Below are 26,054 nucleotides of genomic sequence, written 5' to 3' on the forward strand. Positions count from 1 at the left end.
CCCTCATGGCCATTGCCCTGGTAGACGCCAACAATTTTTATGTTTCCTGCGAACGGGTGTTTCGCCCGAATCTGGAAGGGCGGCCCGTGGTGGTGCTCTCCAATAATGATGGCTGTGTGGTGGCGCGATCGGCGGAAGTAAAAGCCTTGGGTGTCGCCATGGGAACACCGTGGTTTCAGCTGCAGAAGCTGGCCAAACAGGAAGGGATCATCGCCCTGTCCAGCAACTACACGCTTTATGCCGATATGAGCAATCGCATGATGGGGATTCTTTCGAGCTTCAGCCCAATTCAGGAAGTCTACAGTATCGACGAATGCTTTCTGGATCTGCGGGGGGTTGCGCAAGACCGACTGTCCAGCATGGGGCAAGCAGCCCGAGAGAAAGTCCGGCAATGGGTGGGGTTGCCGGTCGGGGTCGGCATTGCGGCGACCAAGACCCTCGCCAAACTCGCCAACCATGTCGCCAAGAAGATGCCTGAATATGCAGGAGTCTGCGTGTGGGACGATCTGCCTGTAGGGGATCAGCAGCGTCTTCTGCAACAATTGCCGGTTTCCGAAGTCTGGGGAGTGGGTCGCCAGTGGACCACACGATTGCAGGAGACGGGCATTCAGACGGTCTGGGATCTCCGGCAGGCGGATCCCGCGCTGATGCGCAAGCGCTTCAGTATCCTCATGGAACGGATGATCCGGGAACTGCGCGGGGAACCCTGCATCGCCATGGTGGAAATCCCGCCACCCCGGCAGGAGATTCAATCCTCGCGGTCCTTCGGTCACCCGATCACCAGCGCAGAGGAATTGGGCGAAGCGATCAGCCTCTATACCGTAAGGACCGTCGATAAACTGCGTCGTCAGGGGTCGGTGGCCGGTGCCCTGCGGGTGTTTATCCACACCAGCCCTTTTCAGGCCCATCTGCCGCAATACCATGCCACGAGAACCATCGCCCTGAATCATCCCAGTCAGGATACTCGGGTGTTCCTGCAAGCCGGCAGTATCGCACTGGCGGATATGTATCGGTCGGGATTTGCTTATGCCAAGGCGGGGGTACATCTCCTGGAGATCACGTCGGCTGTTGGACTGCAGGCCGACTTTTTTACGTCGGCAGAAGATGAGGCGCGCGCCAATCAATTGATGATCACGCTGGACCGAGTGAATGCGCGTTTTGGTAGCGGTACCCTCCAGCCGGGTGTTGCCGGTCTGCAGGAACCGCGTGGATGGGCCATGAAACGCGGCAACAAGTCCCCTGCCTACACGACACGATGGGCGGATCTGGCCAGAGCGAAGCTGGAATAACCGAGATCAGCTTCTATTCCGGTATAGACATAAAGACACGTCTCCGGGAAAACGCGTTTGCGCGATGAAAGAGCACCGGCGTAGACTGGCTTGTGCTTCACCGCTCACCTTTCCCTGTTCCCTATTTCTGGATATTGGCATGCCCCCATTACGACTTCCGGCGCTGGTGATGACACCGGCACAGACCGACACTCCCCTGTCGCCGGAACAAAAGACCTTTAACCGACTCAGCCAGCAGATTGCCAAAGTCCGCCAGCAGATGGGCGATTGGGAATCCGCCATGGAGGCGACGCGACAGCGTGTGCTCAAGGAGCTGCTACCCTTGCGGGACCAGCATCTGCAATTGCGCATTCAGTTGCTGGCACAGATGGACACCATCAGTCTGACCCAGAAACTGGGGAAAGCGGATAGCAAGACCCTATCCCAGATGATCACCCGCTTGGCCGAGAACCTCATGACGGAATCCTCCGATCCACAGTTGCAAGAAATATATGATCGGCATGGCGGCCCCGATGCAGAAGAACAGGCCATGTTCGCCGAGATGAAAGCGTCCATGGAGGATTTTATCAAACTAAACCCGGAAGCTGCGGGAGAAAAGTCTTCGGAAAGCCCAAAGGCATGGGCGGAAGAGGAATTGTCACAAACACAGTCGCAGCGAGAAAGCCATCAACATACCCGACCTAAGACGGCCCGGCAAAAAGCGCAAGAAGCGCATCAGGCAGAACAGGCGGGGCAGATCCGCCATGCTCTGCAGGGCATCTATCGGCGTCTGGTCAGCGCCGTACATCCTGACCGGGAGACAGATCCGGTCATACGTGCCCAGAAAACGGCGCTGATGCAGCGGATCAATCAGGCCTACGGGGAAAATGATCTCTTGCAACTGCTGGACCTCCAGCACGAGTTGGGCCTGATGGACGCGCAAGCCGTCCATCAGCTGGGCGATGCGCATTTGAAAAAGTATAACCAGGCTCTCAAGGAACATCTGGCTACTTTAAAAGGTAAAATGCAGGCACTCCAGCAGCATCTGGCTGGCAGTCTCGGGATACCCCTTTTTGCGATACACTCACCGCATGCCCTGTCGCGGGATCTTCAAGAAACCATTCAGGCAACCCGACAGGACATTATTGGGTTACGGCAGGAGATGAAACAACTTTCGCAACCCGCCTACCTCAAACGCTGGATCAAGACAGCGCGACGGGAATTGGCATCGGAAGACTATATTGACGATAATTATTTCTGATGCGAGGCGCTACAGCCACTAAAAATATCGACCGTATAGTTGGGTGAATGGACGATATGCAGCTGCCGACCAACAGACTTCAACGGCGGCAGGGCAGCGTAAGCGGACGTCCAGAAATTGGTGGTCAGTGCGCTTGGGCGACGCTTAACTATACATAAAAAGATAGACGAGTTGTTAATGTTAAAAAATGTCGGGCATAGGGAGCACTCAACCTGCATGCCACATATAGATGCTCGCAGGAGAATAAAGAACGAAAGACCAACCACTTGCCGCAGCCAAGCACCGCCCCCTGCGCCTCTATCTTCGGCAAACAAGGTGGATTTGCCATTTTTCATCATACGGGGTGAGACTTCAAGTCCCACGAGTGCTAGAACGTTTGCACGTAGTAGGTTGAAGATTTCTTAGTCTCGCTGCTGCTGCAGCAACTGAGGCTATGGCGCCAATACGCACAGTCTCCGCCTGAAATAAGTCTAACCGCGCCGCAACGGCCTTTCGGAACTCATCATTGGGACCGCCCAGCATCATAGCATGCAGCCTATCCCAATTCGCTTCACTAGCTGCAAACTGTTTTTCAGCAAATGCAAGATTATCTTTTGCGATTCGAAGGTCACCCATGGTTGCAACAAGTTTTTGATGAAAATTAGCTCGAGCTTGAAGAATTTGCAACTCAAGAGATTCAGCCATAGCTGCGAGTTTTGATGCATGTGCGTTGTCAGCGCCAATTAGATCAAGTGGTACGCTTACCTGAACGCCAGCGGTAACAGAATAACCTGCTCGATTCCCCGCAGGATCATAAGTGGACTGGGTGCCTACATTAGCCGTTGCATCGATGTACCTCCATGGACCCAAATGTTGCTCTGCACGAATAGAATTGAGTTGAGCTAGTAATATTTTTATCGTTGGGTCGTTGGTCGGTTCCGCCTCGGTTATTCTTGATGTATTGCATTGATCAAGATGCGGAGTCATGGGTGTAAATGGACCGATATGCATTCCCAATATGGAATTCAAGGCCGATAGAGACGTATCTTGCTGTATTTCTGATTTATTTATGGCACCAACCGCTTGGGATTGTACTTTTTTAAAGTACAGCCAATCAGCGGTTGACCACGAGCCTGATTTTCGTTCTACTTTTGCGGCATCTGACCATTTATTCAGTTGCTTTAAAAAATTCACAGCAATTAATTTAAAATCTGTGGACTGCCAATATAATAGGAAGGCCGTATCCGTAAGATCAACTACCTGTAATCGTGTTTGCAGCAGTTCTGCACGGCTTTTAGAAAGCGCAGCCACCGCTTCATAGGTTTCGTTCTGCTGGACCGCATTCGCTCCAAGTAATGGATAGCTCAAGCTCACCTGTGGGTTAATACCAAAATAATTTGGTGTAATATTGCTCGACACTAAGGGGTGATGCTGTCCGATGCTAAAGCCGGCATGGAGAGCCAGCCCGCCCTTGTTCTCGGTTTCTTTGATCTCTTCCTTGGCAGCCTTGATATTGGCTAGTGCAGCCTGAACGGGTAGCGATGTACGCGCCATCTGTTCGACGGCCTGGAGACTGAGCGATGGGCGCGCATAAGCAACCATTGGCAACATGCTACCGCAGGCTAGAAATAGCGCTATGACTTGGTTAAATTTCATAAACCGTTCACCAATGGATTGTCTGATCCCAGATTCGTTTAGGTACATAAGGATGCCACCGATAAATACCAAGCAATTCTCTGATAATGGAAGCTAGCTCAATAAGCCTGATAGGGAACCGATAAAATGGATAGAGAGGCCACATCCAGAAGGTACGCAGGTCTGGGGTATGGAAAATGTCATTGGTAATGAGCATGCGGATACTCAACAAAAAAATCACGATCCAATATAATCCAGTCAATAAAAGTGGCCGAGAAAACGGCATAGATAAAGTATAGTATATGACGCCAGAAAAACCCAGAAGAGGTACAGCAACACGAGTGATAAGAAGATCTAATGTCATAAGCATATTACTTAAACCAAAGCGATTTGGCATGCCAATGTCGAGTTGTTTGTGTAGCCGAATCTTGACCATGTTTCGTGCCCACCGGCTTCGTTGACGTAGCAGCCAAGAAAATTTGTTGGGCACATCGGTCCATACCAAGGCATCATAAGCAAACCGCAGCTTCCACCGTGCCTTGCGCAAGCGCAAGGTGAGATCGGTATCGTCGCCAAGGCCAGAATCGTATCCCCCCAGAGCATGCATGGCCTTCGCACGAAACATGCTCCCGGCGCCAGGAAGAATGGAGAGAAGGCCAAGGCGCGCGCGCCAGAGCCGGGAAATGCTTACATTCATGGCATATTCGCACTCTTGGAAACGGGTCAGCATGTTCTCGCGGGCATTGCGGACCCGCAGATTGGCAGCTACTGCCCCAACATTCGGGTCTTCGAAAGGCCTAAGAAGCGCGTCAATGCAACCATATTGGACCTCGCAATCGGCATCAAGGACAAACAAGAAATTCCCGCGAGCCATGCTCAACCCAATGTTGAGGCTGGTGGGTTTGCCGTTGTGCATCTCCGTGGCAAAGACTCGTACCCTTCCTGTCTTTTCCAAAGATCGAGCCTGCATAACGGATTCATCGGCTGAACCGTCATCCACAAAAATAACTTCCAAATTGGGATATCCGCAACTAAGTGCAGATCGTATAGTGGGAATAATTCCGTCCGCAACATTACGGCCCGCAATCAGGACTGATACTAGCGGTCGATTTGCCACTCCTTTTCCAGCGTCAAAAAGCAGTGAAGGTCGCCACATGAATATCATCCACGCAGCGAGATCTGGCAGTGTAAAACGCGCCATAATGAGAGTGATAAACCAGAAATAGGGATCTTTCGAACGGATAAAAGTGCCAATGATAGCTCGAATTTGCGAGAGTGTCCCGGGTTCCATGTACGACAGAAGGTAGTTAAGATAACCGATCATAGTTTTTCAACTGGGTGCGGGCTATATCGAGTTGTTCCTGAATGTTTTCACCTGGTGATATTTCAATATTAAGAACGCGCATATCGTTATCAATCAGACGGGTCCGAGCAACGGCAACCGCGGAGGGGTCGCAGGAGGTAAGGACTATCAGGAGATGCTCTCTATCTAGGCGCCCTATTCGATCAGTGCTACGCATTTTCTGGGCGACACGCTCCGCCATCATTTTTATAGATAACAGTGGATCTGTCATGTCAACCGGTTGAACTAACAACAGACCAAAATGGATGCCATAGCGCTGCTGGCGGTTTTTTTCATCTTCCAAAAGCTGCATAAATAAATTATGTCGAATAATCTGGGTACCTGCTTCATAAAATTGCTCATGATCTGCCTCAAAAAAACGGCCACGATGTAAAGCAGAGAATCCTAGGCTGCTGATCCTATATTTATGAACCTCTTCTCGAAGAAGATTTATTCCCTGTGACCTTTTCTGGCAACTTAAACATAGCGCCTCAACGTCTGGCACCTGAAAAGAAGCATTGCAGTCTAGGCAATTATAATTATTGCCCGGAAGATCATGGTCTGTGCCCAAGTGTTCCAGTTTGCCTTCGCATTTTGGGCATCGCCGTGCGCCCTTCTCATCACGTTCGAACAGATGAATGGGACCTACGTACCCGCATCGGAAGTGGTGGATGAGGGGAATTTCCTCTATATGTGCAGATTTGCAGGAAATACAGACTTCACGGACGTTCACGTGATGGCTACCGCAAGCCGGGCAACCGGTGAGTATATCGGCAAAAGATTTTTCGAGATAGTCGTTTTGAACAAGGTACTGCAAATCTCGCGTCAGGACATCATTATTTTCCATGGATTCAGTGTTGGTCTCGTACACATAGCCTCTGGAGGAACAAGGAGTCCATATCGGTGACCACTCTCCACCATTTTGTTGAATGCGGTGCAGAATGGCTAGGAGTCGTTCGTTATCTATGGACATGTCAGAAATTCTCCATCATTCTCTTGCCCCAAGACTCCAGGGGAATCCGGACGTGTACCCTTTCACCAAATAGCAGGCGGCGGCGTTGGCTTGGAGAAAGATTGTCGAATGTAATTCGTACCAAGCGATATTGGGTCCATTGTGGTTGTTCCCAAAAATATCGAGTGAGAAGCTTGGGAAGCTTGGTGATTTCTGGTTGAATTGAAGTAACAGTGGCTGGTATTTCACCCATTCCAGGAATATTGATATACGCGGTCGCATGTTCATGGAGATTTCTGACCATAGTTGGCGGGACGAAGGCTGTTACATAGGCTTTGTCTGGCTGAAATATTTTGAAGAGGGTGTTGCCTGCGGCTACAATCTCGCCTAGGTGAGCGTGGCAGTCCAGCAATTCCCCGCCTACCGGAGCAAGCAAAGGGCGGTTGTAGACACTATTTTGTTGAGAAAGTTGTACCTTGAGTTGCTCTTGAGCAGTAAGTATTTTAGCTTTTGCGTCCACTTTCAACTGAGTTACCTGAAGTTCCATCTGCTTAGCCGTAGCGACCGCGGCCTCCGCCTCTGATTGGGCTTGCAGGCGTTGATCGTGGGCCACAGCAACAGCAACAGGACCTACTGCCTGGACTGCGGCCAACTTGATGGTTGATCTGTATACGGCAGTCAATCGTGAATAGTTTGCTACCGCAGCTTGGGCTGTAGCTTGCGCAGATCTGGCTGCGGCTTGGGCTACGAGAACTCCGTTGGTTGCCTCATTATCGGCAAGGGCGATGGCTTTTTCCGCATTGTAACGATTTTGTTGGTATTGACCGGCCAAAAGCTCATTGCTGACCAAAACGAGAGGTTGGTCACGATGCACGAGGGTGTCACAGGACGCCATCTCTTGATCAACCCGAGCTAGAAAGATGGGCCCAACCGGAGTGAGGTTGCCATTGACAACACCCATCACGCGTACATTGGCAAATGGCGGTAGGAAAAAATAGATAAGCAAGATCGCGAAAATCGCAAATAAAACGTAACGCGATGCATGCCTTCGAAAGTGAGACTTTCTAACGGGTACCATCTGTGCTTTTGTAGAGGGGTGGCGGAAGCGCACGGGTTAAACGCCTAACAATGTTCGTAAGGATTGATAGTCATTGATTGCGATACCGAGATAGCCTGGTTCATTCTGGAGTGCGGCATCCATGGTGATCATGGCCTGATGAAAATTGCCAGCCGTACTACCCGCGTAACTAATGGTGCTAGGTGCGCCAATCTTAGTGGTCACTCCGAACCAGAATTTACCATTCACAGCAGCTATCGTTTCTAGAGATCGGGCAGCAACGCGCAATGCTGCACTGGAGTTAGATCGGTAGGCCATGAGTACCTGCGCCTGGACAATAGAGGTCACTGCGCCAAGTATATTGGCCCCATTATGAGAGACGGAAATGTTATTAAATACGGGCACTGTGGATACACAAGTAGGCAATCCATTGGATTTGGCGAGCGCGACTGCGTTCTGTAGAAAATTCAAATAGTCCATTCCGATCGCCTGATGATTCTGCGATGTCTTCCATGCGACAGAGTCTTGCGGTTCCACATCTAAGCATATCCCTTTGGCCCCCTGACCTGCCAGGTTCAAAAGTGGATGGAAGGAACTTGGGAGATTCTGGTCTTGCCCCCAGGTTGGAGCTCCTCCCACGATATAAACCGATAATCCGCGCTTTTTCAAAAGGAGTAATGCTGATTGCAACGCAGGTAAGCTACCCCGATCGGCGGGTGGCACTGAATAAAATATTGTATTAAAACCATATTTAAGGGAAAAATCGCCAACGTTATTAATATCAGTCAGGGGAGTTTTCCATACCCATAGACTTTTAGGAATGGCGGCAAAACCAACCGTTGATGCCGCGCCAGGCAATGGCAGGCCCATCGTCCCAGCAAGGGCAGCCATTGCGGACATAAAGCGCCGCCTATTCACGCACGACTCCGGCTACACCCTTTTTATCTATGCCATGCTTCCAAGTAACTCGCGGCAATATGCCGACTCTACGGACATTTTCTTTGGCGGAAATGGCACGATCAAGCATGTGTGCAATTACATCATCGGTTAAGTGATGGGGTTGGAGGCCCAGTTCCGGAAGTCCTGTATGAACCGCATGATAGTAATGTTGTTCCATCTCTTCCCTTGGGTTAGGAAGATGACTGATGGTTACATTAATATCATATAGCAGCGCAACATTTTGAACCTTTTTAGCGATATCCATGATGGAGAATTGTTCTGTAAATTGATTGAAAACCCTGAATTCTCCTGCTTTCGCTGGATGCAAAGCCGCCAATTCTACGCACTGTAGCGTATCCTTAATATTCAGGTATCCACGCGTTTGTCCGCCATTGCCATAAACCTAAATTCGGCAGTTACCCCTGCTGATTTGGCAGGATTCCTCTGATAGGATTGATTTTTCCCCTGTGTTGGAGGCTCACCCAATGGGTGAACGCACTAAGCGGCCCCAAAAGCCCATTCCTGAGGCTATACAGAGCATGATTGTGGATACGATGGGCGGTCGTGTTCAGGTATCCTGGGATAAGGAATCGGCAGCCACTCCCTTTGGCCAGTTGGTGTTCTTTGCCGAGTTTCAGAAAGTCAGTGGTTTGTTTGATGCTTGGGTAGAAGAATGTCCCTTGATCTATAACAGCCCCAACGCACCCAAGAAGCGCGATGTATTGGGCACTTGGGATCTCTCCATACTGGCGGGTCACCGACGCTATGCACATGTCACTGGATTACGCAGTGATGGTGTCAGTCCGCAGATTCTGGGGATGAGCAAGATCGTCAGCGAAGACGCCCTGCGCCGGGCGCTGGGTAAAATCCCCGAAGGCGAAGGCACCGAATGGATGCGCAAGCACTTGTTCAAAAGCGCAAAGGCAGCCTGTGACACGCCTTGGATTCTTGATATCGACACCACCATCAAAACGTTATTCGGGCATCAGCAAGGGGCTGAAGTAGGCTACAATCCGCACAAACCGGGGCGTCCATCCCATGCCTATCATGCGTACTGGGTCGGTAATCTGCGGCTATTGCTGGATGTAGAAGTGACAGCCGGCAACACCACGGCCTCCAACCATGCCCAACCGGGGCTGAACCGCGTACTGGACACCCTGAGTGCCGAACAGCGTCCTTATCTGGTCCGTGGCGACTGTGGCTTTGGCAATGATGCGGTTATCCGCGAGATGGAAGCGCGGCAGCAGTCCTATCTCTTCAAATTGCGTCAATCGCCCCGGGTCAAGCGCCTGTTACAGCGGGAATTTACCCGCCGTGACTGGGCGGATGCAGGACAAGGCTGGGAAGGCCGCGAAGACACGATTCAACTGGCCGGGTGGCAGCAGAGCCGCCGGGTAGTCATTCTCCGTCGCCTACTCAAAGACCATCTAATCGCCACCCAGGAACATCAAGGCCAGCTGGAATTTGCTTTCGTGGACCGTCGCCAGACCAAGGTCTACGAATACGCCGTACTGGTGACGGATATCCAAGAAGGCATTCTGAGTATCGCGCAGTTGTACCGCGACCGGGCCGATGCGGAGAACGGTTTTGACGAACTCAAGAACCAGTGGGGATGGGGCGGGTACACCACTCGTGATCTGGCCCGTTGTCGGCTCTCCGCGCGTGCCGTGGGGCTGGTCTACAACTGGTGGAGCTGGTATTCCCGACTGGCTTTTCCGGGGTCACGGAGAGAAGCCATCACCAGTCGTCCATTGCTGCTCTCCGCTATAGGTCGCAGCACCAAACACGCTGGACAGATTCATCTTTTTCTGACACCCATGCATGCCGCGCAGAAAAAGGTGGAGCGCGGAATTGAGAATATCCGTAGAGGGTTGCGGATAGTTCGGGAGACTGCGGAGCAGTTCCTGGAACACCAGCCCTGGGACCTCCTCGTGAGCTACATCGTTGCGCAAATTACGCGATCACCATGGTCACCGCCGGGGACTTTTCCGGCACTTGCCGGACCTTAACTGCTTTTTTTAGGATAAACTGTTAGTGGGTTACCGATAGCCGCTTGCACCACAAATCGATTCAGAACCGTGCCGAAGATATCATCATAGTGAAAACTGGTGCGTAGTTCTGGGTCGTTGTCCATTTCAGGTGTATCAATACCGTAAACAACACCTTGATTCAAATCGGTTACAGAGAGGTTCCATATGCGGCAACCGAACTCTAAATTGTTAGAATCAGCAACCTTGGATAAATGGTAAAGAGAATGAGCCTTTTTAGGGTACAGCATACGATCTTTGCGCCCCTTGTGCTCAATCTCGATCCAGCCTTCTTCTATATCGATGTTAGGAGTGCCGTATTCACCCATGGTACCCAACTTGATCAGGTGTGCTTGTGGGCAAAAGTCATGCATAGCGAACATCACATTGAGATTGCCGATGATGTTGTTCTGCTGGGTGTGTATGGCAGCATTCTGATTCATCATGGAGTAGGGCGCTGAAGGCTGCTCGGCATAATGAACAATGACTTCCGGCTGATAATCCCTGAAAAGGTGATGCAATAGTTCAGGATCAGTAGCGATATCGCCCACGACCACTTCAACCACTTTGCCTGTCTTTTTATACCAATGGGCGGCGCGATCTTGCAGGGGTGGCGTGAGCTCAAGCGGAGCCACATCAACCACGGCTTCCCAGTGGCGTTTGATCATGCTATCAACGGCGACGACTTCGTGGCCGCGTGCCGAGAAATGCATGACCGTCGGCCACCCCAAGTAACCGTCCCCACCTAAAATGCAGATACGCATACCTATTCCTTTTCATTGTGTCCGGATACAGTTTCCCTGGCACTATAATTTAGTCGTTTTCGTCAGGATTGCATATGGTCAAGAAATATCTACAGGAAATGGAATTCGGGGTTTAACCTTGGGCGCTACGTGCCCCCCGCATGGCCCTCACCGCCTGCCCCAGCCCTTCCTGAAATCGGTGGCTATGCTCGTGCAACTGACCGAGCAACCGATGGAGTTCCTCGCGCGTTCCGCTTTGCCGTACCTGAAGGATTTCCTGCCCCAAGGCATGCACCGCTTCATGCTCGGCCAGCAAGGCCTCTACCCCGGGCAGTTCCGACGCATGGGCGTGCAGCCAGGCGGTGATCGGACAGGCAGCCAGATCCGCATGCTCGTAACCCCATGATGCATCGCGGACTCTTCTGCCGCATGCACCCATCCCAGATGCTGGTACAGAGCCAGCAGCGGCGTGTCCGCATCCCCCGTACCGAGGACAAAGGCATGCACGAAATCAGCGACCGCCTCCGCCTCCAGCGGCCTGGCAATGGCATATCCCTGGAGATAGTCGACCTCCATCTCGCGCAGCAGGGCGATGTGGGCTTCGGTTTCCACCCCTTCCACCGTGATGATGACGTTCATGCCCAAACCCAGATTGATGAGACTCTCGACAAAGATCAGGTCTTGGGGTTTGTTCGGTAGTTCGCGGATGAAACCCTGATCGATTTTGATCTCGTCAATGGGCAGATTTTTGAGCCGCAGGAGCGAGGCGTAGGCACTACCCACGTCATCCAGGGCGATCTTCACGCTTGCGCTGCGCAGTCGTTGCAGATGCCCCAAGGCGACCTCCTGTTCAAGGATCTCCCCGATCTCCAGCACCTCCAGTACCAGGGATTCCGGGGGTATACCCGGATAAGCGGCCAGGATGTCGAAGATTGTATCGGCAAATCCGGGACTGTCGAGCTCTTCCGGAGTGACATTGACGCTGAGGAAGAGATCCAGGCCCGTCTCTTGCCATTGCGCAAGTTGCCGCAGCCCCGTCTGCAGCACGAAATGCCCCAATGCCAGACGCTCCCGCATGCCGAGGGACGGGAGGAATTGGTCTGGGGAGATCTCCCGGCCCTCCCGGTGCCAGCGGGTCAGGGCCTCGAGGCCCGCCACCCGGCCTGTCGTCAGGGCCACCAGGGGTTGATAGCGTAGCGTCACCGCTCCGGCGACCAAAGCCTGTAGAAAATCCTGGCGCAACACTTCATCACCCATGGTGACGGTGCCGAGATCCGGGTGATAGAGCTGCGCCCATCCTTCGCTGGTCCGCCCGGGACGCGCCTTGGCCGCATACATGGCCTGATCGGCGTGCCGCAGGAGGAGATCGGCATCCGCCGCCTCGTCAAAAGGGTAGATAGTCAGCCCCAGGCTCGCCTGGAGGCTGATCTCTTTCCCCTGGATCAGGAAAGGTTGCGCAATCGCAGTCTGAAGGCGGGCCAGGATCTGATCTACTTCATCCATACTGCGCAAACCTTCCAGCAGCAATACAAACTCATCGCCACCCAGTCGCGCCACGGTATCCGTCCGGCGCACAGCCTCTTGCAGGCGGCGGGACATCTCTTTCAGCGACTCGTCGCCGATGGCATGGCCGTAAGTATCATTGACCGGCTTGAAGGCATCCAGATCCAAAAAACCCACGGCCAGCAACCGTTCCTGCCGTTCGGCACGGGCTAACGCCTGATCAAACACCAGCCGCAGCCCATCGCGGTTGGGCAGACCGGTCAGGGCGTCGTGGGTGGCTTGGGTAGTCAGGGTTCGTTCGAACGCCTCGCGTTGCTCGCTCCATCGGCGATCCAGGAAGACGATTCGTCTATAAGCAACTACGCCAAGCCCCAAAACGATGATCAGAAAGAGTAGAGGAATTTCAACTTGCTGCCGCCACCATGCGGCCAGCCACTGGCTCCTGGGGATAGAAACGAAAGCAGTCAATGGATAAGGACTCAGACGCGTAAAGGCCCCAAATCGATAGGTCCGTCCCACCGTAACGAAGCCTGCATAATATCCTTGACGTGCGTGGGAATTACTCTGCAATGCCTGCAGCAAGGCCCCCGTAAGTGGAGGATGAGCAAGCATTCCGGCTAGATTACCTTGGGGTACGGGCCAGCGCCCTTCGATATATTGGTTGCTCCAGATCAGACCGACAGCCGTCCCGGGGTGTAATGGCAACAAGCGCAGGAAGTCTTCGATGTCGCCAAGGCGCAATGGAGTGGTCACGACGAACAAGGGCTTACCTGCGGGGGAAAACACCGTATGACTAAGACGGATAATCCAATGATCCATCAATGGCTCCAGGATTGGGTGGTCGATCCGCATTCCACGCATCTGTAATACTGTCTGGAAATCGGGCCAGATGGCTGGATCATTACGAAAGTCCGGTAGCGGCTCTCCAGTTGGTACGGCAGTGGAGGCGATGACCTGTCCACTCGGCGCTATAAGATAAGCGCTGGCGATCTCCGGCAATGCCTTCTGATAGTCCAGCAGCAACGACTGGGCGCGGCGAGGATGATGCAACGCGTCTGCTCGCTGTAATTGCAATCCCAAAAACTGGAGACTGGATGCCTGGTCATCCAGCAGTCGCTGTATGACTTGTGCGATCATGTCGGATTCCAGCTTCAAATGAAACTGACTGTTTTGTTCATAACGATGCCAGGAGAACCAGGCATACCATCCGGAAAAAACGAACACCCCCACGGCCACGCCCCAAAAGGCCAAAAACATAGTCCACCGATGGGGAGGTATGGTGATGGGGCGGGTGAGAAATGCAGGTATTTTTAGAGTGGCTTTCAAGCTCAATAGCCCGTTCACCTATTTTTTTTCGATTGGCTTTGGTTACTCAAGTTTCTTATAGCCCAAATCACCGGACTCCTACCCTTTTTATCAAAAAAACGATTTGTTGGTCGATTGAAATCCGCTGGCATAACATAGTTACAAAATCATGCGGCAGTTCAGGCTGCCGCTGCCTTGCACTATCTTACATTCAGTGTGAGAGGGCGTTGCACAACCGCGCAGAGGGGAAGTCAATGACCGCTCTCAGTCTACCGCCGACCATTGGGGCTCAACGACGGCAGGGCAGCACTAACCGCCCATTCACGGAGTTACACTCCCCCATGCGTCCGCCAGAATTCCATTGGGGTGATTATAGGATATCGATCAGCCAACGCCAGAAGGTCTTTGTCTCCCGTGATGAGGTAGTCAGCACCAGACGTCTTGAGTGCGGCCAGCAGAGTGTGCAGCACCGGTTGATCCTTGTCGTCGCGCAAGTGCGGGTCCAATCCGGGCCATGGGGCGATCAGTTCTGCTTGGATGGCCAGAATATCTACCAGATCGCTCATCTCGGCCACCGTCAGCCCATGTCGGTGCGCCAGACGGGGCAGTACCCGGCGCAGTTCATCGAGGATATAGTCTGATAGCAGTACCTCGATGGAAGCATGTCGCCACGCGGCCAGGATATTGCCCGGCACGCTGGCCGGATATGCTATGCCGGAAAGCAGCACGTTGGTGTCCAGCACCACCCGCAATGCCGCCATGAACGGTTAGTGATCCTCAGCGGAAATGGACGATTCCCGCCGTTCTTGAGCGACGGCCGCCTCGATCTCCTCTATCCCTGTAGATTCAGGTACTTGCGAAAATCCCGCTTCGATCCTTTGGCACAGCGCATCAAAACGACCCTGCATCCGGCGAATGCGCTCGAAAAGACGAGCATCGATGAGCACGGCAACGAGTTTCCCATCTTTGTTAATCATCACGCTGTCGTGGCGATACTGCACCTGGTTGAGCATTTCTCCCAGGTTCTGGCGAAAATTGACCGCGTTGGTTTCCGTAATCATGGCATCACCCTCATTAACCATAATGATCATTATGGTCTCGTGCCATGCCAAGATCAATCCGGCATCGGATCTGTGCCACCACATTACTGAATTAGTCGGCGTTTGGGAGACTCGGGTGAATGCCCTCCGTGGGGGGGCACACATTGTCGGGAAGTCACATCTGTGACATGGTGTTCTCACTCAAAAAATTCCTAAGAGCCGTCACATGCATATCTGGGTTGATGCCGACGCTTGCCCCAACGTCATTAAAGACATTTTGTATCGTGCCAGCGATCGTCTGAAACTGCCCTTGACCCTGGTAGCCAATCAAGCTCTGCGCGTACACCGCTCTGCTTATATCCGCACTGTGGTCGTGCCGAGGGGCTTTGATGTGGCCGATGAGGAAATCGTTCGGCACATCGTAGCGGGTGATCTGGTAATCACCGCCGATATTCCGCTGGCCGCCGCCGTGCTAGAAAAAAACAGCCATGCCCTCAGCCCGCGCGGGGAGCGTTATTCCCCCGAAACCATCCACGAGCGCCTGCGGATTCGTGACATGATGGAGCAACTCCGGGACTCCGGCGTGCGCACTGGTGGCCCCGCTGCCATGAGCCAAGCGGACCGCCAGGCATTTGCGAATGCACTGGACCAGCTACTGGTCCGCGCCTGACTCTTTGGGCGGCACGGTATAGTCATCAAAGGCCAAGAAGAGGAAGACCCTGACCTATGACCATGGTCGGGAGATGGCTCGACATAGAGGAACTGGAAGAACACACCCATCTGATGGTCTACTTTGCCGACTCTCACAATCCCTGGCAGCGCCCAACCAATGAGAATACCAACGGTCTACTCCGCCAATACTTCCCGAAAGGAACGGATCTGTCGCAATACTCCCAGCAGTACTTGACCAAGGTTGCTAACGAGATGAATAATCGACCCAGAAAATTCTTGGGTTTTCGCACGCCAGACGAAGTAATGGAGTACAAGATCAGAGACTTAGACGGCGGCGTTGCACTTTAAAATTGAAACCGCCCATGTTCAGTGGCTTTCAGGGGCCTACCAGGAAACGCGGAGTGAATGTTTTTCCCGCTCAGAGGGTCATGAATTCCTGATCAAGGAACTCGTATCCGCAAACCGATTATTACAGAAGGTAATGTAAGGAACTATGACGGTTACCAAAAATGAACTGGCAAACCATCTCTGGGAAACCCTGGGGTGGACTCATAAAGAAGCCATGCACATGGTCGATGCTTTCTTCGACCAGTTGCGAGCGGCTATAGTCGCTGATTCTGAACTTTTGTTATCGAATTTCGGCAGATTTGCCGTGCGCGATAAGGCATCTCGGCCGGGCCGTAATCCACGAACCGGACAGCCCCATGTGGTTCAGGCGCGGCGGGTGGTAACGTTTTCTGCTAGTCCGCTTTTACGTGCACGATGTAATCCAGAATTACCGTTATCACCAAGGATCAAACGTTGGAAACCCCGGTTGAATGTTGCATCTGATGTCGATTAACCGCTAAACTTCTGCCTGCCATTTTACTGCTGAGAGTTCGTCATGAATAAAACAGAATTTGTTGCGGCGCTGGCCCGCCACGGTGAAATATCCAAAGTAGACGCTGAAAAATTGTTTCAGGTGTTTCGACATACCCTGGAAACTGAATTACCAACCGCCGGAAAGATTATCCTGCCGGGATTCCTCACCCTGGAGGTCGTAGAGAAGCCCGCAAGAAAGGGACGCAATCCCGCCACGGGTCAGGAACTGGATATCCCTGCCAAGAAAAGCATCAAGATCAAGGCGGGCAAAGAGTTTGCAGACAAGGTCAACCACTAAAGGGAATCGGCATGGTAGAGAAGAAAGTCCGTATTCGTCGTGGCGCCGAGCAGCTTCTGGCGGATCTTGAAAAGAAGCAGTTGGAAATCATGGAACGCCAGAAAGCGGCGATAGCAAAAATTGAAGAACAAAAGCGTCGGTTGCTGCAGGCCCCGTCAAGCAAAAAAGAACGGATTGAACAGGAAAAGCGTTTTGCGCGCGCCTTGCAAGCACTGGTACCCGAATGGGATATGCGGCATGTGATCGCTGCCGTTGAACTGGCTATCGCCGAAGACATGGAACGTCTGCAGGATCGTGGTGAGAAGCTGCTGGAAGAACATGGCAAGGCACGTCGTGGCCGTCGTCCCAGGAATGGATGATTCTGTTGATATCGTTCACCCGATCCTTCGATCAATAAGCGCTTACTATGGTCGAGGGTGAGCGCCTGGCCGATGAGGCCGACGTTGGCGCGAAGAATACAGAAGAGCATTTGCTGGAGGCACTGGCTCGTCAACGCGCTGCATCGGTGCCCCAAGAGGAGCCTGATGAAGACGCGGATGGGGTTCGTTATTGTCTGGATTGCGCCGAGAAGATTCCCCCGGAACGTATACTGGCTGTGCAGGCCGTGCGCTGTGTGACCTGTGCCGCGAAACGGGAACGCTTTGCCAAACTTTCCAAAGGGAGGGGTGGGGCAGGGCGTATCATGAACGATGAGAACGAGTTTGGCGGAAAATAATGTGTTAATACTCACCACCAATGACTGCCCAGGCATGCGTGTGGTGCGGGTACTTGGACCTGTCTACGGGACTTCGGTGCGATCCCGGAACATTGTTGGTAATTTCATGGGTGGCATTCGGGCGGTATTTGGCGGGAAGCAGTCAGGGTACCTGAAGATGATCGCCCAGACGCGGGATGAAGCCCTGGCGCAACTGGCCGACCATGCCCAATCCCTGGGTGCCAATGCTGTTCTGGCCATGCGCTTTGATTCCGGCGAGTTTGATGCCGGGCAGGGGCAGGCGATGAATGAAGTGACGGCCTACGGGACGGCGGTGGTGGTGGAGGCATTGTAATGGCATTGGAGCTCTCACCCATTATTCCGCTGCTCGCGGGTCTCAGCCCCAAACAGCGTAGCAGTTGCATATCCGCAGGTACCATGGTGCGCCGGCAGCAGGCGTTTGGTCAGTGGACCGGCAATCTGGTCATAGCCACCCTGAATCGGCAGGACATTCTGGATCTCCCCGACCTGACTATCACGCGCAAGGCCATACAGAGCATGGGCATTCCCAAAATCCTGACAGCGCATCATCCGGATATTTGCGGCATGATCTACGACGATCAGGATAGGGTGTCATGGTGCATTCGTCTGAGTGGTCCCGGCCTGCCGGTACTGCAGGTGGATATGTTCAAAAGTCACGCCAGCATGGCGGTGTTGGTCTGAACCGTGTAGACGGATTTCGCCAACCTTACGGCACAGCATAGGAGCACAAGTCCGTCGCATCCTCATCCGTCTCGACTACCTGCCTCTGGTCCGGATCTCCTACATGGATGCCCAGGGCGCAGTTCAGCATCTGTATCGCTGGCGATTTCGGGTGCCCATGGGTTTGCAACGGACTACGGGCGACGAATCCTGGCACGACCCTTGGAATCCCTTTGCCATCGGAGCGCTGTACCAGTTCGAGCGCGTTCACCATCTGCCCGTTGAGGGGGGCAGCCGGGGCATGGACGGATTGCCGACGCTCATCGCCCACGCCTTGCTGAATGCCAGGAAACCCGATCCCTGGCCGTGGACCTGGGTGCTGGTGACCAAGTTTCCTCGCCCCGAGAGCGTGCATGTCTTTATCGCGCATCGCGGCTGGGTTTTGAAGAGTCTGGCGAATACGGGAATATTGAAGGGCACTCCCGACGGCACCTGGCCCGTCTACGCCCGGGATCCGCATACCGCCATGGCAGGACAATTCCCGGTTCCTATATCGGCACAATCGGTTGACCTCTACGCGGCGGCTCGCTCCGCCGGCTATGCGCTGCCCGTCATCCACTATGCGCGGTATCATCATGCCTGGGTGCGATACGAAGCCTATGACGACCCCGACATCCGCTGGGTCAACTACTTTGACCGTGGGCGCGCTCTGCACTATTACCCACGCGCCGATTACGGTTTCCCGCAGAGTGCGGGGTGTGTGGAGTTGCCCAAGCATGCGGCGAGAGCGTTATACGCCCTGCTGCACTATGGAACGCCGGTGACCGTCGCCCACGACGCAGCCCCGGGAAGGGATCCATTTCGGAAAGTGGCGCTATCACCGTTACCCCCGTGCCTGACTTATCGTGAGGAGCGCAAAGACTCCAGCCCACGGAGTGTCCATTTCAATTTGGTGGAACGGCATGTCTTGGCGTGTCGGCGTGCTTTGTCACCGCGCCGCTTTTCCCTGTGCCAAAAAGAGAAAAAACGGCTATAGGCAATAATGTGGTTGACCGGCGGTCGTGATGTGCCGAAAGAAAAACGTCCGTGTTGTGCAAAGTGTGGTTGACTTGAGTGATTGGCCGCATGTGCCGAACTGTGCAAAACATGGTTGAATTGAACAAGCGCCAGAGGTACGGCGACCAAATTCTTTACTTTCTGGGCTACCAATGATGGGCAGATGTGAATGACTTATTTGCAGCGAAAGCAGTCGTTCGGCACCCGGGCGGGTATATTTCGGAGAGCGTCAACCGTAAAAGTTGGCACTATACAATAGTTGCTTTAGAGGGTTGCCGGTGCGAACCTATTGATAAGTTTGAATATCACAAAACCAAGCTTGCAATTATGATTACAATTCGTGCCGCTGACAGCATATATCCTAGCTCATGGCATGCAAATCCAGTTCCTAGAAACATAATATTATTGTTTACTTTTCGCCTAATGATCATCGCACAAGTCGGCGCCATAGTAGCTGCGCTACCAAAAATCATAAACCCTTTATTGGGCACTTCGAATAACAAAAATTTCACGACTTGAGAATGGAATATTCCCCCTTCCTCGCCGATTTCAGGCGATTTTTACGCATTATCCTGTTAAACAGCGTGCAAAAGTATCCAGTATTGGGGTGGAAACAGCGTCTAAATTGACCACCTGATATCCTGCCGGTTTTGACCGGAGGAACCTGGAGTGATTTGCATGGAAACGATTGCCAAAGTCCGGATTCGATATCATCGCGACAATGAATCCATCAGCCGGATTGCTCGTAAAATGAATCTATCCCGCGTCACGGTGCGCAAGTATGTGGATTACGATGAAGACGTTCCGAAGTACAGCAAAAGAAAACCGCGTCCACGCCCACAGTTGGGCGCATTTGAAGAAACCTTGCAGCAATGGCTGGAGACCGATGCGCACTTGCCGCGCAAGCAGAAGCGTACGGCACGCAGGCTTTTCGAAGGTTTGCAGAAGGCGGGATATCAGGGAGCCTATGACAGCGTCCAACGTTGGGTAAGGGCCTGGAAAACTACCGTCCGCCCCGGTCTGCACAAGGCCTTTATCCCGCTGAGCTTTCGTCCCGGCGAAGCGTATCAGTTTGACTGGAGCAGTGAAACGGTGATTCTGGGGGGTGTAACCACCGCGATCAAAGTGGCTCACTTTCGCCTGACCTATAGCCGCATGTCATTTGTCAGGGCCTACCCGAGGGAAACCCAGGAGATGGTCTTTGCGGCGCATCAGGCGGCCTTCCTGGTCCTGGGAGGCGTCCCGGAACGGGGTATCTACGACAACCCAAAGACCATTGTGGACGTGGTGTTAAACCGCCCCATCAAAGGCAAAGAGCGTACCTTCAATCATCGCTTTCTGGCGCTCATGAACCACTACCTGATTCGTCCTACCGCCTGCACGGTCGCCGCCGGATGGGAGAAAGGGCAGGTCGAGAACCAGGTAGGCAATATCCGTGAATGGTTTTTTACCCCCATCCTGCGCTTCGACAATTTTGATCAGCTCAATGCCTGGCTCTGGGAACGCTGTCAGGAGCGTGCTCAGGCACATGCCCATCCGGAACAGAAAGAGCGGACCATCTGGGATGTCTTCCAGGAAGAGAAGGCGCTATTGCGACCCTTCCAGGCGACCTTCGACGGTTACGTCGAGGACCGTGTACGTGTGCAGTCGACCTGTCTGATCTCAGTGGATCGTAACCACTACAGCGTCCCCGCAGAGTGGGTAGGACAATGGGTCCGGGTACGGCGCTATGTGGATCGTATCCTTGTGCTGATGGAGAGTGCGGTGATTGCCACTCATCCCCGATACATGGGACGGAATAAGACCACCACCGACATTCTGCATTACCTCAATGTGCTGGAGCGTAAGCCTGGAGCTTTACGCAATGGCTTACCTTTCCAGAAACTGCCACGACCCATCACCCTGGTGCAGGAGCACCTCCTGACCAAAGCCGGTGGAGATAAGGCGTTCGTGGAGGTTCTGCTGGCGGCCAGAGACCATGGCATGGAGATTCTGGAGACCGCCTGTGCCATGGCGCTGGAACAAAATATCGTCACGGTGACGGTCATCCTCAATCTGGTGCATCGCCTGGCCAACCCGCTGCCAACCCCACCCCAGCAGACTCCAGAGGCTCTGCATCTCAAGGAAGAGCCGACTTCCGATTGCAACCGTTACGATACCTTACGGGAGAAGCGTCATGTCCACTGAATTGGTCCCATCGCTGAAAGAGCTTCATCTCTATGGTATGGCCACAGCTTACCAGGAATGGGCGGCACACCCGCAACCTGTAGCAGAACCAGTCGCTTGGCTGACCCAATTCGTGACTGCCGAAAAGCAGGATCGTTATCACCGTAGTCTGCGCTACCAACGGCGCATCGCTCATTTCCCACTGCAGCGCAGTCTGGATGAGTTTGACTTTACCGAGAGCCCCATAGCTGAAACCGATGTTCGAAATTTGGCCGAAGGCCTCTATCTGGAGGCGGCGCACAACGTCATTCTGGTGGGCGGTACCGGAACCGGAAAAACCCATTTGGCCCTGGCGCTCGGTCATACTGCCATTGATCAGAGCAAACGTGTGCGCTGGTACAACGTCGTGGATCTCGTTAACTACCTGGAACAGGAGAAAAATCGCGGCCAGGGTGGCCGCCTCGTCAAAACCTTACAGGGCATGGATCTCGTCATTCTCGATGAGTTGGGCTATTTGCCCTTCTCGGAGTCCGGGGGTGCCTTGCTCTTCCACCTGATCAGCAAGCTTTACGAACAGACCGCGCTGATCATGACCACCAACCTCTCCTTCGGAGAATGGGTGAAGATCTTCGGAGACGCCAAAATGACTACGGCGCTTCTCGATCGGCTGACCCATCACTGCGACATTCTGGAGACCGGAAACGATTCTTACCGGTTCAAAAAACGCCGTAGCCACCCCCTCTAACCCTGGTCAAAATTAGACGCTGTTACCTGGTCATTTTTAAACGCTGTTTGACACATTATCCCTACTTTATCTGCGTATTTTCAGTATTTTTAGCCTTTTTCGTGGGCTTTGGACGGATTGATCCCTACCTGGTCACCGATTGCTGCATTAAGCAGGTAAATCGCCGCATGTTATAGACCAGATTCATCATGCCGATTTTGACTTCAGCGCGAGCCATACCAATGGTGCGCAGAAACTTACCACCCTGCTGTACCATGGCGCCAAAGGCATGCTCAACCCGCGCTCGGTGGTGTGACCGGCGCGTGTTGGCCAACTCCTGGGCCTTGGTCAAGGGGCGGTTGTGTTGCGCCTTCTCGTGGATTCGGCTGCGGTAACCTTTTTGACATAGCATTTGCTCCGCTTCCGTTGAACGATAGGCGCTGTCCGCAAAAACCTGTACGCCCTGATTTTCCGGGTCCAGAAGCGCTTCCAGGCACTGACTGTCATGCACAGCGGCATCCGTGACCACGTACTGATGAATCAGCTTGTGGCGCTTGTCCACGTTGATATGGTTCTTGTATCCGAAGAAACTGCGGCCATTCTTTTTGGTCCAGCGGGCATCGGTGTCTTTCTGGCGGCGCTTGGCGGGCTGATCCTGCCACGTCTGGGGTGTTTCGCCCTGATTGACCTGTTCCCGCTCCTTCCGGTGCATCCGTTGCCGTGGAACCGTCACAAAACTCGCGTCGATGATTTGCCCAGCCCGTGCGGCGTAGCCGGCTTCCCGCAGAAAAGCATGGAAGGCCGTGAACAGTCGCTCCGTCAGTTTGGCCTGGGCCAGTGATTCACGGAATAGCCACAAGGTCGTGTGATCGGGTATGGCTTCCTCCAACCCAAGCCCCAGGAAACGCTGAAAACTGAGGCGATCCCGAACCTGGTATTCGGTTTGTTCGTCGCTGAGATTGTGCAGTTGCTGTAACACCATCATCTTGAAGAGCAGCATCCGGTCGTAGGGCTTTCTCCCTCCCGGCCCTTTGGGCTTGGCCTTCGGCACACTCTCCAGAATTGGGCGGAAGCGCTCCCAGGGAATGAGCCGGTTGAGCAGCGGCAGGCCGTCGCCCAGCAAATCCAGTTCCCGCAACCGGCGGTCTCCGGGGAAGAATCCTGTTTGCCCTACCAGTCCTGCCATCACCCGCCCTCCGATCTAACCTACCCCCCTAGATTTTACTGCATAGGGGGAGTTTTTCGAACCGCCCTATTGTTACTCTGGGGTATACAATGCATACAAAATGAAAAGCAAGATTATACACTTGCGGTTAAACGCTACCCTCTAAATGGTCTACCTTTCGGCTATTTCATTAATACGGATAGGATCCCATATTCTTTCGGCCAGTAACTTGTAGATTTTCTGGCGTTTAATTAAATCATCCAGCTGGAAATCTGTGCAAGGAGTGAACGCGAGGCCACTTTGCTTAAGAAACTTTATGAACCCAGGGTTGTGCTCGTAGCAGTTGGGATGCAAAGACTTAGCCAGAAGGTTTTGACCATAATAGTGGGGCAATTTCTTCTTGTAGGGCAGATCCCCATAGCTGGCGTTGAACTTCTTCGGCAGAAGCAATAGCCCGCCAATACTGTCACGATAGGCCCAGAAATCGTTCTCGTCTTTAAATTCCTCGTTGAATCGCTCAGGATGAGCAGCCCAGATATGCTCGATTTCGAAGCGTTGCGCTCCACCTGCAACATATTCTGGGAATTTGCCTGACACTCCAGACATGCGTTCGATGTAATCGGTAAACCGAGCAAGCATCCAGAAAATATAACGCTTAGACCATTGATTGAGTCCAAAATCCGCCATACCACTGCGGTTCTTATCCTTGGTACCGTTGAAGTCGCAGTCCAGTTCGTTCAGCCTTTTTATCAGATTTTTGGCTAGTGCGGCAACCGGTTTACCGCGGATATCTTTTATGATGTTGAATGCCGTGTAAGACATGGCCGAATAGCTAAGAGTAAGGTAGTTTACTGCGCGCCGGGCGATGAGGATGTCGATGAAGCTGGCCACCATCCGCAGCTTGCGGTCGATGGTGTATTCATCGTCCGCGGGTAGGAGTGGCGCTAGTAACAATGGGTACTGTAGAGTGAAATCGCAACGCGCGTTGTAGTACACCTCCTCTAATCCCGGCGTATATTTCTCTGCGGCTTTACGCAGACGGAGGTATTGGCGGGTGTAAAAGCGCAGATCACGCTGAATGAAATAATAAAAGTCATCGTTATGGTTCAGACCAATGCATTCGTGGTTGTCGCGTATCCAACGATGGAACTCTGTACCTAGACGGTCAAAGTCACCAGGAGTAGCACCTTTTTTTGCGCTCGCGGATAGATTGAGCGTATTGGCTGCGCAGCCAAGTTTTTACGGCATCGACCTCCTCGTCTTTGCCTAACTGCACCAAATCACCGATGCATTTCTTCCAAGTGGTGCTGCAGTTCATTCTGGCTTCGGTATCGCCGATATTTGACAAAATATAACCCTTGAGCATATCCAACGGGGAAAGAGAAAGGCCTCTGTCATTCATAGTCTCGAAAATTAGATAGGCGTCATCTTCGGAATAGGCAGTGATCTCTACCAGGTTGACGTTGTCGATAAGCCAGTCGGAAAAATAAGGTAAGGCTGCATCATTAATTTCTTCTGGGAATAGCCCGTCGATATCGTTGAAGCGTCCAACAATATTGACTATCGATTCTGAGGCATCGCTCAGATCATATTCCTTCCCGCTATATAAAACATCCATGCAGGGGGTACGCTCCTCAACATCCAGGTTGAACGAGCGTTCACCATACCGCTCCGAAAAGATTAGATCTTCAAGCTTTACCCGATCCGCACGCTCACCCTGTTTTAGGTGAAGGTAGATAAGCAAGAGAGTTAGTGTGGTCAGACGCTGCTGACCGTCAATGATGAATTTACGACCTTCTCTTTCGCTGGTGATGATGGACCCCAAAAAATAATGCCCATATTTCTGCACAGTCTTGCGCGGATGTTTTGAGTCGAAGTCTTCAAGAAACTTGCTAGTCAGATCGTCGTAACCGTCCAAGCAACCCACCTTCCGAAATTTTGTGACCTGACCGATCCTGTCCCGCATTGAGCGAGGAGGGATGGAGATGACGAAGGACGAGAAAATTGCTTATTGGCGGCAGCAGGTAGAAAGATTTCGGGCGAGCGGACTTTCGGTCAAGAATTACTGCGCGCAGGAAGGGATCGCCGTAGCCACCCTGCATTACTGGCGTAAGCGATTAGCCGATGCGGTAGAGTCGCGGCCGATGTTCAATGGGACCGAAGGGTTTTTGCCGGTCACTCTGGCGCCGGCCCGGCCTTCCGTTTCGCCTGTGGAGGTTCACCTGTTGTCGGGCCGCAGCCTGAAGCTGACCGCTCCGATGGATGCCGGCTGGCTCCAGACCCTGGTCCAGGTCCTGGAAAGCCCATGTGGCTGAGTCCCGGCAGCCGAATCTGGCTGGCGGCGGCACCGGTGGACATGCGTCTGGGCTTTGATGGTCTGGCCGCCAAGGTGCAGGGGGTTCTGGCGGCGAATCCCTTTTGCGGCCATGCCTTTGTATTCCGCAACCGCCGCGGGGATCGGCTCAAGCTCCTGCTCTGGGATGGTCTGGGTTTCTGGCTTTTGTACCGACGCCTGGATCAGGGACGGTTGCATTGGCCCAGGATGGAGAACGGGGCCATCGAACTCTCCACAGCACAGTGGGCGATGCTGGTGGAAGGAAGACCCTGGACGCCGTTACCGGCCCTCAAAGTCTGTACGCCTACCGCCTTGTAACGTATCGAAAAT

29 protein-coding genes and 1 pseudogene are annotated in these 26,054 nt (G+C 53.1%); 16 read left to right on the plus strand and 14 right to left on the minus strand.

Annotation, left to right across the window (positions count from 1 at the left end; translation table 11 throughout):
• Positions 1-5: 5 nt before the first annotated feature.
• Positions 6-1,289: a Y-family DNA polymerase gene (locus AFERRID_RS12970; RefSeq protein WP_126605394.1), complete on the plus strand. Its 1,284-nt coding sequence runs from the start codon at positions 6-8 to the stop codon at positions 1,287-1,289.
• A gap of 139 nt (positions 1,290-1,428) precedes the next feature.
• The gene (locus tag AFERRID_RS12975; RefSeq protein WP_126605395.1) at positions 1,429-2,529 is read left to right on the plus strand and encodes a J domain-containing protein; all 1,101 of its coding nucleotides are present in this window, start codon (positions 1,429-1,431) and stop codon (positions 2,527-2,529) included.
• Positions 2,530-2,880: 351 nt separating this feature from the next.
• Here AFERRID_RS12975 and AFERRID_RS12980 read toward each other — a convergent pair whose 3' ends face one another.
• The 6 genes from AFERRID_RS12980 to AFERRID_RS13005 are packed head-to-tail and all read right to left on the minus strand — an operon-like array spanning position 2,881 to position 8,770.
• A complete protein-coding gene (locus AFERRID_RS12980; protein ID WP_172959379.1) occupies positions 2,881-4,164 on the minus strand; it encodes a TolC family protein in 1,284 nt (427 codons plus the stop codon).
• A gap of 7 nt (positions 4,165-4,171) precedes the next feature.
• The gene (locus AFERRID_RS12985; protein ID WP_126605397.1) at positions 4,172-5,467 is read right to left on the minus strand and encodes a glycosyltransferase family 2 protein; all 1,296 of its coding nucleotides are present in this window, start codon (positions 5,465-5,467) and stop codon (positions 4,172-4,174) included.
• Entirely contained in the window at positions 5,451-6,458 is a 1,008-nt protein-coding gene (locus AFERRID_RS12990; RefSeq protein WP_126605398.1) for a TackOD1 domain-containing metal-binding protein, read from the minus strand. The genes AFERRID_RS12985 and AFERRID_RS12990 overlap by 17 nt, the downstream gene beginning before the upstream one ends.
• A 1-nt stretch (position 6,459) precedes the next feature.
• Complete coding sequence (locus AFERRID_RS12995; protein WP_126605399.1) at positions 6,460-7,548, minus strand: HlyD family secretion protein; 1,089 nt, start codon at positions 7,546-7,548, stop codon at positions 6,460-6,462.
• 3 nt (positions 7,549-7,551) lie between these two features.
• Positions 7,552-8,412 carry a hypothetical protein gene (locus tag AFERRID_RS13000; protein ID WP_126605400.1) on the minus strand — a complete coding sequence of 287 codons (861 nt, stop codon included), beginning with the start codon at positions 8,410-8,412 and terminating at the stop codon, positions 7,552-7,554.
• Complete coding sequence (locus AFERRID_RS13005) at positions 8,405-8,770, minus strand: Rossmann-fold NAD(P)-binding domain-containing protein (RefSeq protein WP_126605401.1); 366 nt, start codon at positions 8,768-8,770, stop codon at positions 8,405-8,407. Before AFERRID_RS13005 ends, AFERRID_RS13000 begins: the two co-directional genes overlap by 8 nt.
• Before the next feature lie 148 nt (positions 8,771-8,918).
• Here AFERRID_RS13005 and AFERRID_RS13010 point away from each other — a divergent pair, with 148 nt between their 5' ends.
• Positions 8,919-10,442, plus strand: coding sequence for a transposase (locus AFERRID_RS13010; protein WP_226833168.1), 1,524 nt, complete (start codon positions 8,919-8,921; stop codon positions 10,440-10,442).
• On the opposite strand, the gene AFERRID_RS13015 is transcribed toward AFERRID_RS13010, so the two are convergent.
• From AFERRID_RS13015 to AFERRID_RS13030, 5 genes are all read right to left on the minus strand, one after another.
• Positions 10,439-11,224, minus strand: coding sequence for an NAD-dependent epimerase/dehydratase family protein (locus tag AFERRID_RS13015; protein ID WP_126605402.1), 786 nt, complete (start codon positions 11,222-11,224; stop codon positions 10,439-10,441). The two genes, AFERRID_RS13010 and AFERRID_RS13015, sit on opposite strands and share 4 nt — an antisense overlap.
• 112 nt (positions 11,225-11,336) lie before the next feature.
• Positions 11,337-11,519 carry a hypothetical protein gene (locus AFERRID_RS15765; protein ID WP_226832971.1) on the minus strand — a complete coding sequence of 61 codons (183 nt, stop codon included), beginning with the start codon at positions 11,517-11,519 and terminating at the stop codon, positions 11,337-11,339.
• Positions 11,520-11,524: 5 nt separating this feature from the next.
• Entirely contained in the window at positions 11,525-13,963 is a 2,439-nt protein-coding gene (locus AFERRID_RS13020) for a bifunctional diguanylate cyclase/phosphodiesterase (RefSeq protein ID WP_226832972.1), read from the minus strand.
• 377 nt (positions 13,964-14,340) lie between these two features.
• Complete coding sequence (locus tag AFERRID_RS13025; RefSeq protein WP_126605403.1) at positions 14,341-14,772, minus strand: putative toxin-antitoxin system toxin component, PIN family; 432 nt, start codon at positions 14,770-14,772, stop codon at positions 14,341-14,343.
• A 6-nt stretch (positions 14,773-14,778) separates the two neighbouring features.
• On the minus strand, positions 14,779-15,102 hold the full coding sequence (locus tag AFERRID_RS13030) for a type II toxin-antitoxin system prevent-host-death family antitoxin (protein ID WP_197722443.1): 324 nt from the start codon (positions 15,100-15,102) through the stop codon (positions 14,779-14,781).
• 175 nt (positions 15,103-15,277) lie between these two features.
• Between AFERRID_RS13030 and AFERRID_RS13035 the strand changes: the two genes are divergently transcribed.
• From AFERRID_RS13035 to istB, 11 genes and pseudogenes are all read left to right on the plus strand, one after another.
• Positions 15,278-15,721, plus strand: a complete 444-nt coding sequence (locus AFERRID_RS13035; RefSeq protein ID WP_126605404.1) for a YaiI/YqxD family protein — start codon at positions 15,278-15,280, stop codon at positions 15,719-15,721.
• A gap of 43 nt (positions 15,722-15,764) precedes the next feature.
• Positions 15,765-16,071: pseudogene (locus AFERRID_RS13040) on the plus strand (IS30 family transposase); the annotation flags it as partial.
• A gap of 145 nt (positions 16,072-16,216) precedes the next feature.
• A complete protein-coding gene (locus AFERRID_RS13045; RefSeq protein ID WP_126605405.1) occupies positions 16,217-16,564 on the plus strand; it encodes an integration host factor subunit alpha in 348 nt (115 codons plus the stop codon).
• Positions 16,565-16,606: 42 nt separating this feature from the next.
• A complete protein-coding gene (locus tag AFERRID_RS13050) occupies positions 16,607-16,882 on the plus strand; it encodes an HU family DNA-binding protein (protein WP_126605406.1) in 276 nt (91 codons plus the stop codon).
• A gap of 11 nt (positions 16,883-16,893) precedes the next feature.
• Positions 16,894-17,241 carry a hypothetical protein gene (locus AFERRID_RS13055; RefSeq protein WP_126605407.1) on the plus strand — a complete coding sequence of 116 codons (348 nt, stop codon included), beginning with the start codon at positions 16,894-16,896 and terminating at the stop codon, positions 17,239-17,241.
• 47 nt (positions 17,242-17,288) lie between these two features.
• Positions 17,289-17,597, plus strand: coding sequence for a TraR/DksA C4-type zinc finger protein (locus AFERRID_RS13060; RefSeq protein ID WP_126605408.1), 309 nt, complete (start codon positions 17,289-17,291; stop codon positions 17,595-17,597).
• The gene (locus AFERRID_RS13065) at positions 17,584-17,931 is read left to right on the plus strand and encodes a YbjQ family protein (RefSeq protein WP_226832973.1); all 348 of its coding nucleotides are present in this window, start codon (positions 17,584-17,586) and stop codon (positions 17,929-17,931) included. The genes AFERRID_RS13060 and AFERRID_RS13065 overlap by 14 nt, the downstream gene beginning before the upstream one ends.
• Positions 17,931-18,299, plus strand: a complete 369-nt coding sequence (locus tag AFERRID_RS13070) for a hypothetical protein (RefSeq protein WP_126605410.1) — start codon at positions 17,931-17,933, stop codon at positions 18,297-18,299. The genes AFERRID_RS13065 and AFERRID_RS13070 overlap by 1 nt, the downstream gene beginning before the upstream one ends.
• Positions 18,300-18,402: 103 nt before the next feature.
• Complete coding sequence (locus AFERRID_RS13075; RefSeq protein WP_126605411.1) at positions 18,403-19,314, plus strand: L,D-transpeptidase family protein; 912 nt, start codon at positions 18,403-18,405, stop codon at positions 19,312-19,314.
• A gap of 698 nt (positions 19,315-20,012) precedes the next feature.
• Entirely contained in the window at positions 20,013-21,521 is a 1,509-nt protein-coding gene (gene istA / locus AFERRID_RS13080; protein ID WP_126605412.1) for an IS21 family transposase, read from the plus strand.
• Entirely contained in the window at positions 21,511-22,245 is a 735-nt protein-coding gene (gene istB, locus AFERRID_RS13085) for an IS21-like element helper ATPase IstB (RefSeq protein ID WP_126605413.1), read from the plus strand. Before istA ends, istB begins: the two co-directional genes overlap by 11 nt.
• Positions 22,246-22,369: 124 nt before the next feature.
• Here the strand turns inward: istB and AFERRID_RS13090 are convergent, their stop codons facing one another.
• From AFERRID_RS13090 to AFERRID_RS13100, 3 genes are all read right to left on the minus strand, one after another.
• A complete protein-coding gene (locus AFERRID_RS13090; RefSeq protein ID WP_126605414.1) occupies positions 22,370-23,410 on the minus strand; it encodes an IS5 family transposase in 1,041 nt (346 codons plus the stop codon).
• 150 nt (positions 23,411-23,560) lie between these two features.
• Positions 23,561-24,385: a GmrSD restriction endonuclease domain-containing protein gene (locus AFERRID_RS13095; RefSeq protein ID WP_126605415.1), complete on the minus strand. Its 825-nt coding sequence runs from the start codon at positions 24,383-24,385 to the stop codon at positions 23,561-23,563.
• 175 nt (positions 24,386-24,560) lie between these two features.
• On the minus strand, positions 24,561-25,307 hold the full coding sequence (locus tag AFERRID_RS13100) for a DUF262 domain-containing protein (RefSeq protein ID WP_172959380.1): 747 nt from the start codon (positions 25,305-25,307) through the stop codon (positions 24,561-24,563).
• A gap of 67 nt (positions 25,308-25,374) precedes the next feature.
• Between AFERRID_RS13100 and tnpA the strand changes: the two genes are divergently transcribed.
• Entirely contained in the window at positions 25,375-25,704 is a 330-nt protein-coding gene (gene tnpA / locus AFERRID_RS13105; RefSeq protein ID WP_126605417.1) for an IS66 family insertion sequence element accessory protein TnpA, read from the plus strand.
• A complete protein-coding gene (tnpB, locus tag AFERRID_RS13110; protein ID WP_126605418.1) occupies positions 25,695-26,042 on the plus strand; it encodes an IS66 family insertion sequence element accessory protein TnpB in 348 nt (115 codons plus the stop codon). Before tnpA ends, tnpB begins: the two co-directional genes overlap by 10 nt.
• Positions 26,043-26,054 lie beyond the last annotated feature (12 nt).

It is taken from the genome of Acidithiobacillus ferridurans, assembly GCF_003966655.1.
GTDB lineage: Bacteria > Pseudomonadota > Gammaproteobacteria > Acidithiobacillales > Acidithiobacillaceae > Acidithiobacillus > Acidithiobacillus ferridurans.

What these genes read in the sequence shown, in the direction of transcription:
- AFERRID_RS13070 (WP_126605410.1), top strand. Translation starts at nt 17,931, where the DNA reads ATGGCATTGGAGCTCTCACCCATTATTCCGCTGCTCGCGGGTCTCAGC.
- AFERRID_RS13015 (WP_126605402.1), bottom strand. Translation starts at nt 11,224, where the DNA reads ATGCGTATCTGCATTTTAGGTGGGGACGGTTACTTGGGGTGGCCGACG.
- istA (WP_126605412.1), top strand. Translation starts at nt 20,013, where the DNA reads ATGGAAACGATTGCCAAAGTCCGGATTCGATATCATCGCGACAATGAA.
- AFERRID_RS13020 (WP_226832972.1), bottom strand. Translation starts at nt 13,963, where the DNA reads ATGTTTTTGGCCTTTTGGGGCGTGGCCGTGGGGGTGTTCGTTTTTTCC.
- tnpA (WP_126605417.1), top strand. Translation starts at nt 25,375, where the DNA reads ATGACGAAGGACGAGAAAATTGCTTATTGGCGGCAGCAGGTAGAAAGA.
- AFERRID_RS13025 (WP_126605403.1), bottom strand. Translation starts at nt 14,772, where the DNA reads ATGGCGGCATTGCGGGTGGTGCTGGACACCAACGTGCTGCTTTCCGGC.
- AFERRID_RS13030 (WP_197722443.1), bottom strand. Translation starts at nt 15,102, where the DNA reads ATGATCATTATGGTTAATGAGGGTGATGCCATGATTACGGAAACCAAC.
- AFERRID_RS13075 (WP_126605411.1), top strand. Translation starts at nt 18,403, where the DNA reads ATGGATGCCCAGGGCGCAGTTCAGCATCTGTATCGCTGGCGATTTCGG.
- AFERRID_RS13035 (WP_126605404.1), top strand. Translation starts at nt 15,278, where the DNA reads ATGCATATCTGGGTTGATGCCGACGCTTGCCCCAACGTCATTAAAGAC.
- AFERRID_RS12980 (WP_172959379.1), bottom strand. Translation starts at nt 4,164, where the DNA reads ATGAAATTTAACCAAGTCATAGCGCTATTTCTAGCCTGCGGTAGCATG.
- AFERRID_RS12970 (WP_126605394.1), top strand. Translation starts at nt 6, where the DNA reads ATGGCCATTGCCCTGGTAGACGCCAACAATTTTTATGTTTCCTGCGAA.
- AFERRID_RS13055 (WP_126605407.1), top strand. Translation starts at nt 16,894, where the DNA reads ATGGTAGAGAAGAAAGTCCGTATTCGTCGTGGCGCCGAGCAGCTTCTG.
- AFERRID_RS13010 (WP_226833168.1), top strand. Translation starts at nt 8,919, where the DNA reads ATGGGTGAACGCACTAAGCGGCCCCAAAAGCCCATTCCTGAGGCTATA.
- AFERRID_RS12975 (WP_126605395.1), top strand. Translation starts at nt 1,429, where the DNA reads ATGCCCCCATTACGACTTCCGGCGCTGGTGATGACACCGGCACAGACC.
- AFERRID_RS12985 (WP_126605397.1), bottom strand. Translation starts at nt 5,467, where the DNA reads ATGATCGGTTATCTTAACTACCTTCTGTCGTACATGGAACCCGGGACA.
- AFERRID_RS12990 (WP_126605398.1), bottom strand. Translation starts at nt 6,458, where the DNA reads ATGTCCATAGATAACGAACGACTCCTAGCCATTCTGCACCGCATTCAA.
- tnpB (WP_126605418.1), top strand. Translation starts at nt 25,695, where the DNA reads ATGTGGCTGAGTCCCGGCAGCCGAATCTGGCTGGCGGCGGCACCGGTG.
- AFERRID_RS13050 (WP_126605406.1), top strand. Translation starts at nt 16,607, where the DNA reads ATGAATAAAACAGAATTTGTTGCGGCGCTGGCCCGCCACGGTGAAATA.
- AFERRID_RS13045 (WP_126605405.1), top strand. Translation starts at nt 16,217, where the DNA reads ATGACGGTTACCAAAAATGAACTGGCAAACCATCTCTGGGAAACCCTG.
- AFERRID_RS13090 (WP_126605414.1), bottom strand. Translation starts at nt 23,410, where the DNA reads ATGGCAGGACTGGTAGGGCAAACAGGATTCTTCCCCGGAGACCGCCGG.
- AFERRID_RS13060 (WP_126605408.1), top strand. Translation starts at nt 17,289, where the DNA reads ATGGTCGAGGGTGAGCGCCTGGCCGATGAGGCCGACGTTGGCGCGAAG.
- istB (WP_126605413.1), top strand. Translation starts at nt 21,511, where the DNA reads ATGTCCACTGAATTGGTCCCATCGCTGAAAGAGCTTCATCTCTATGGT.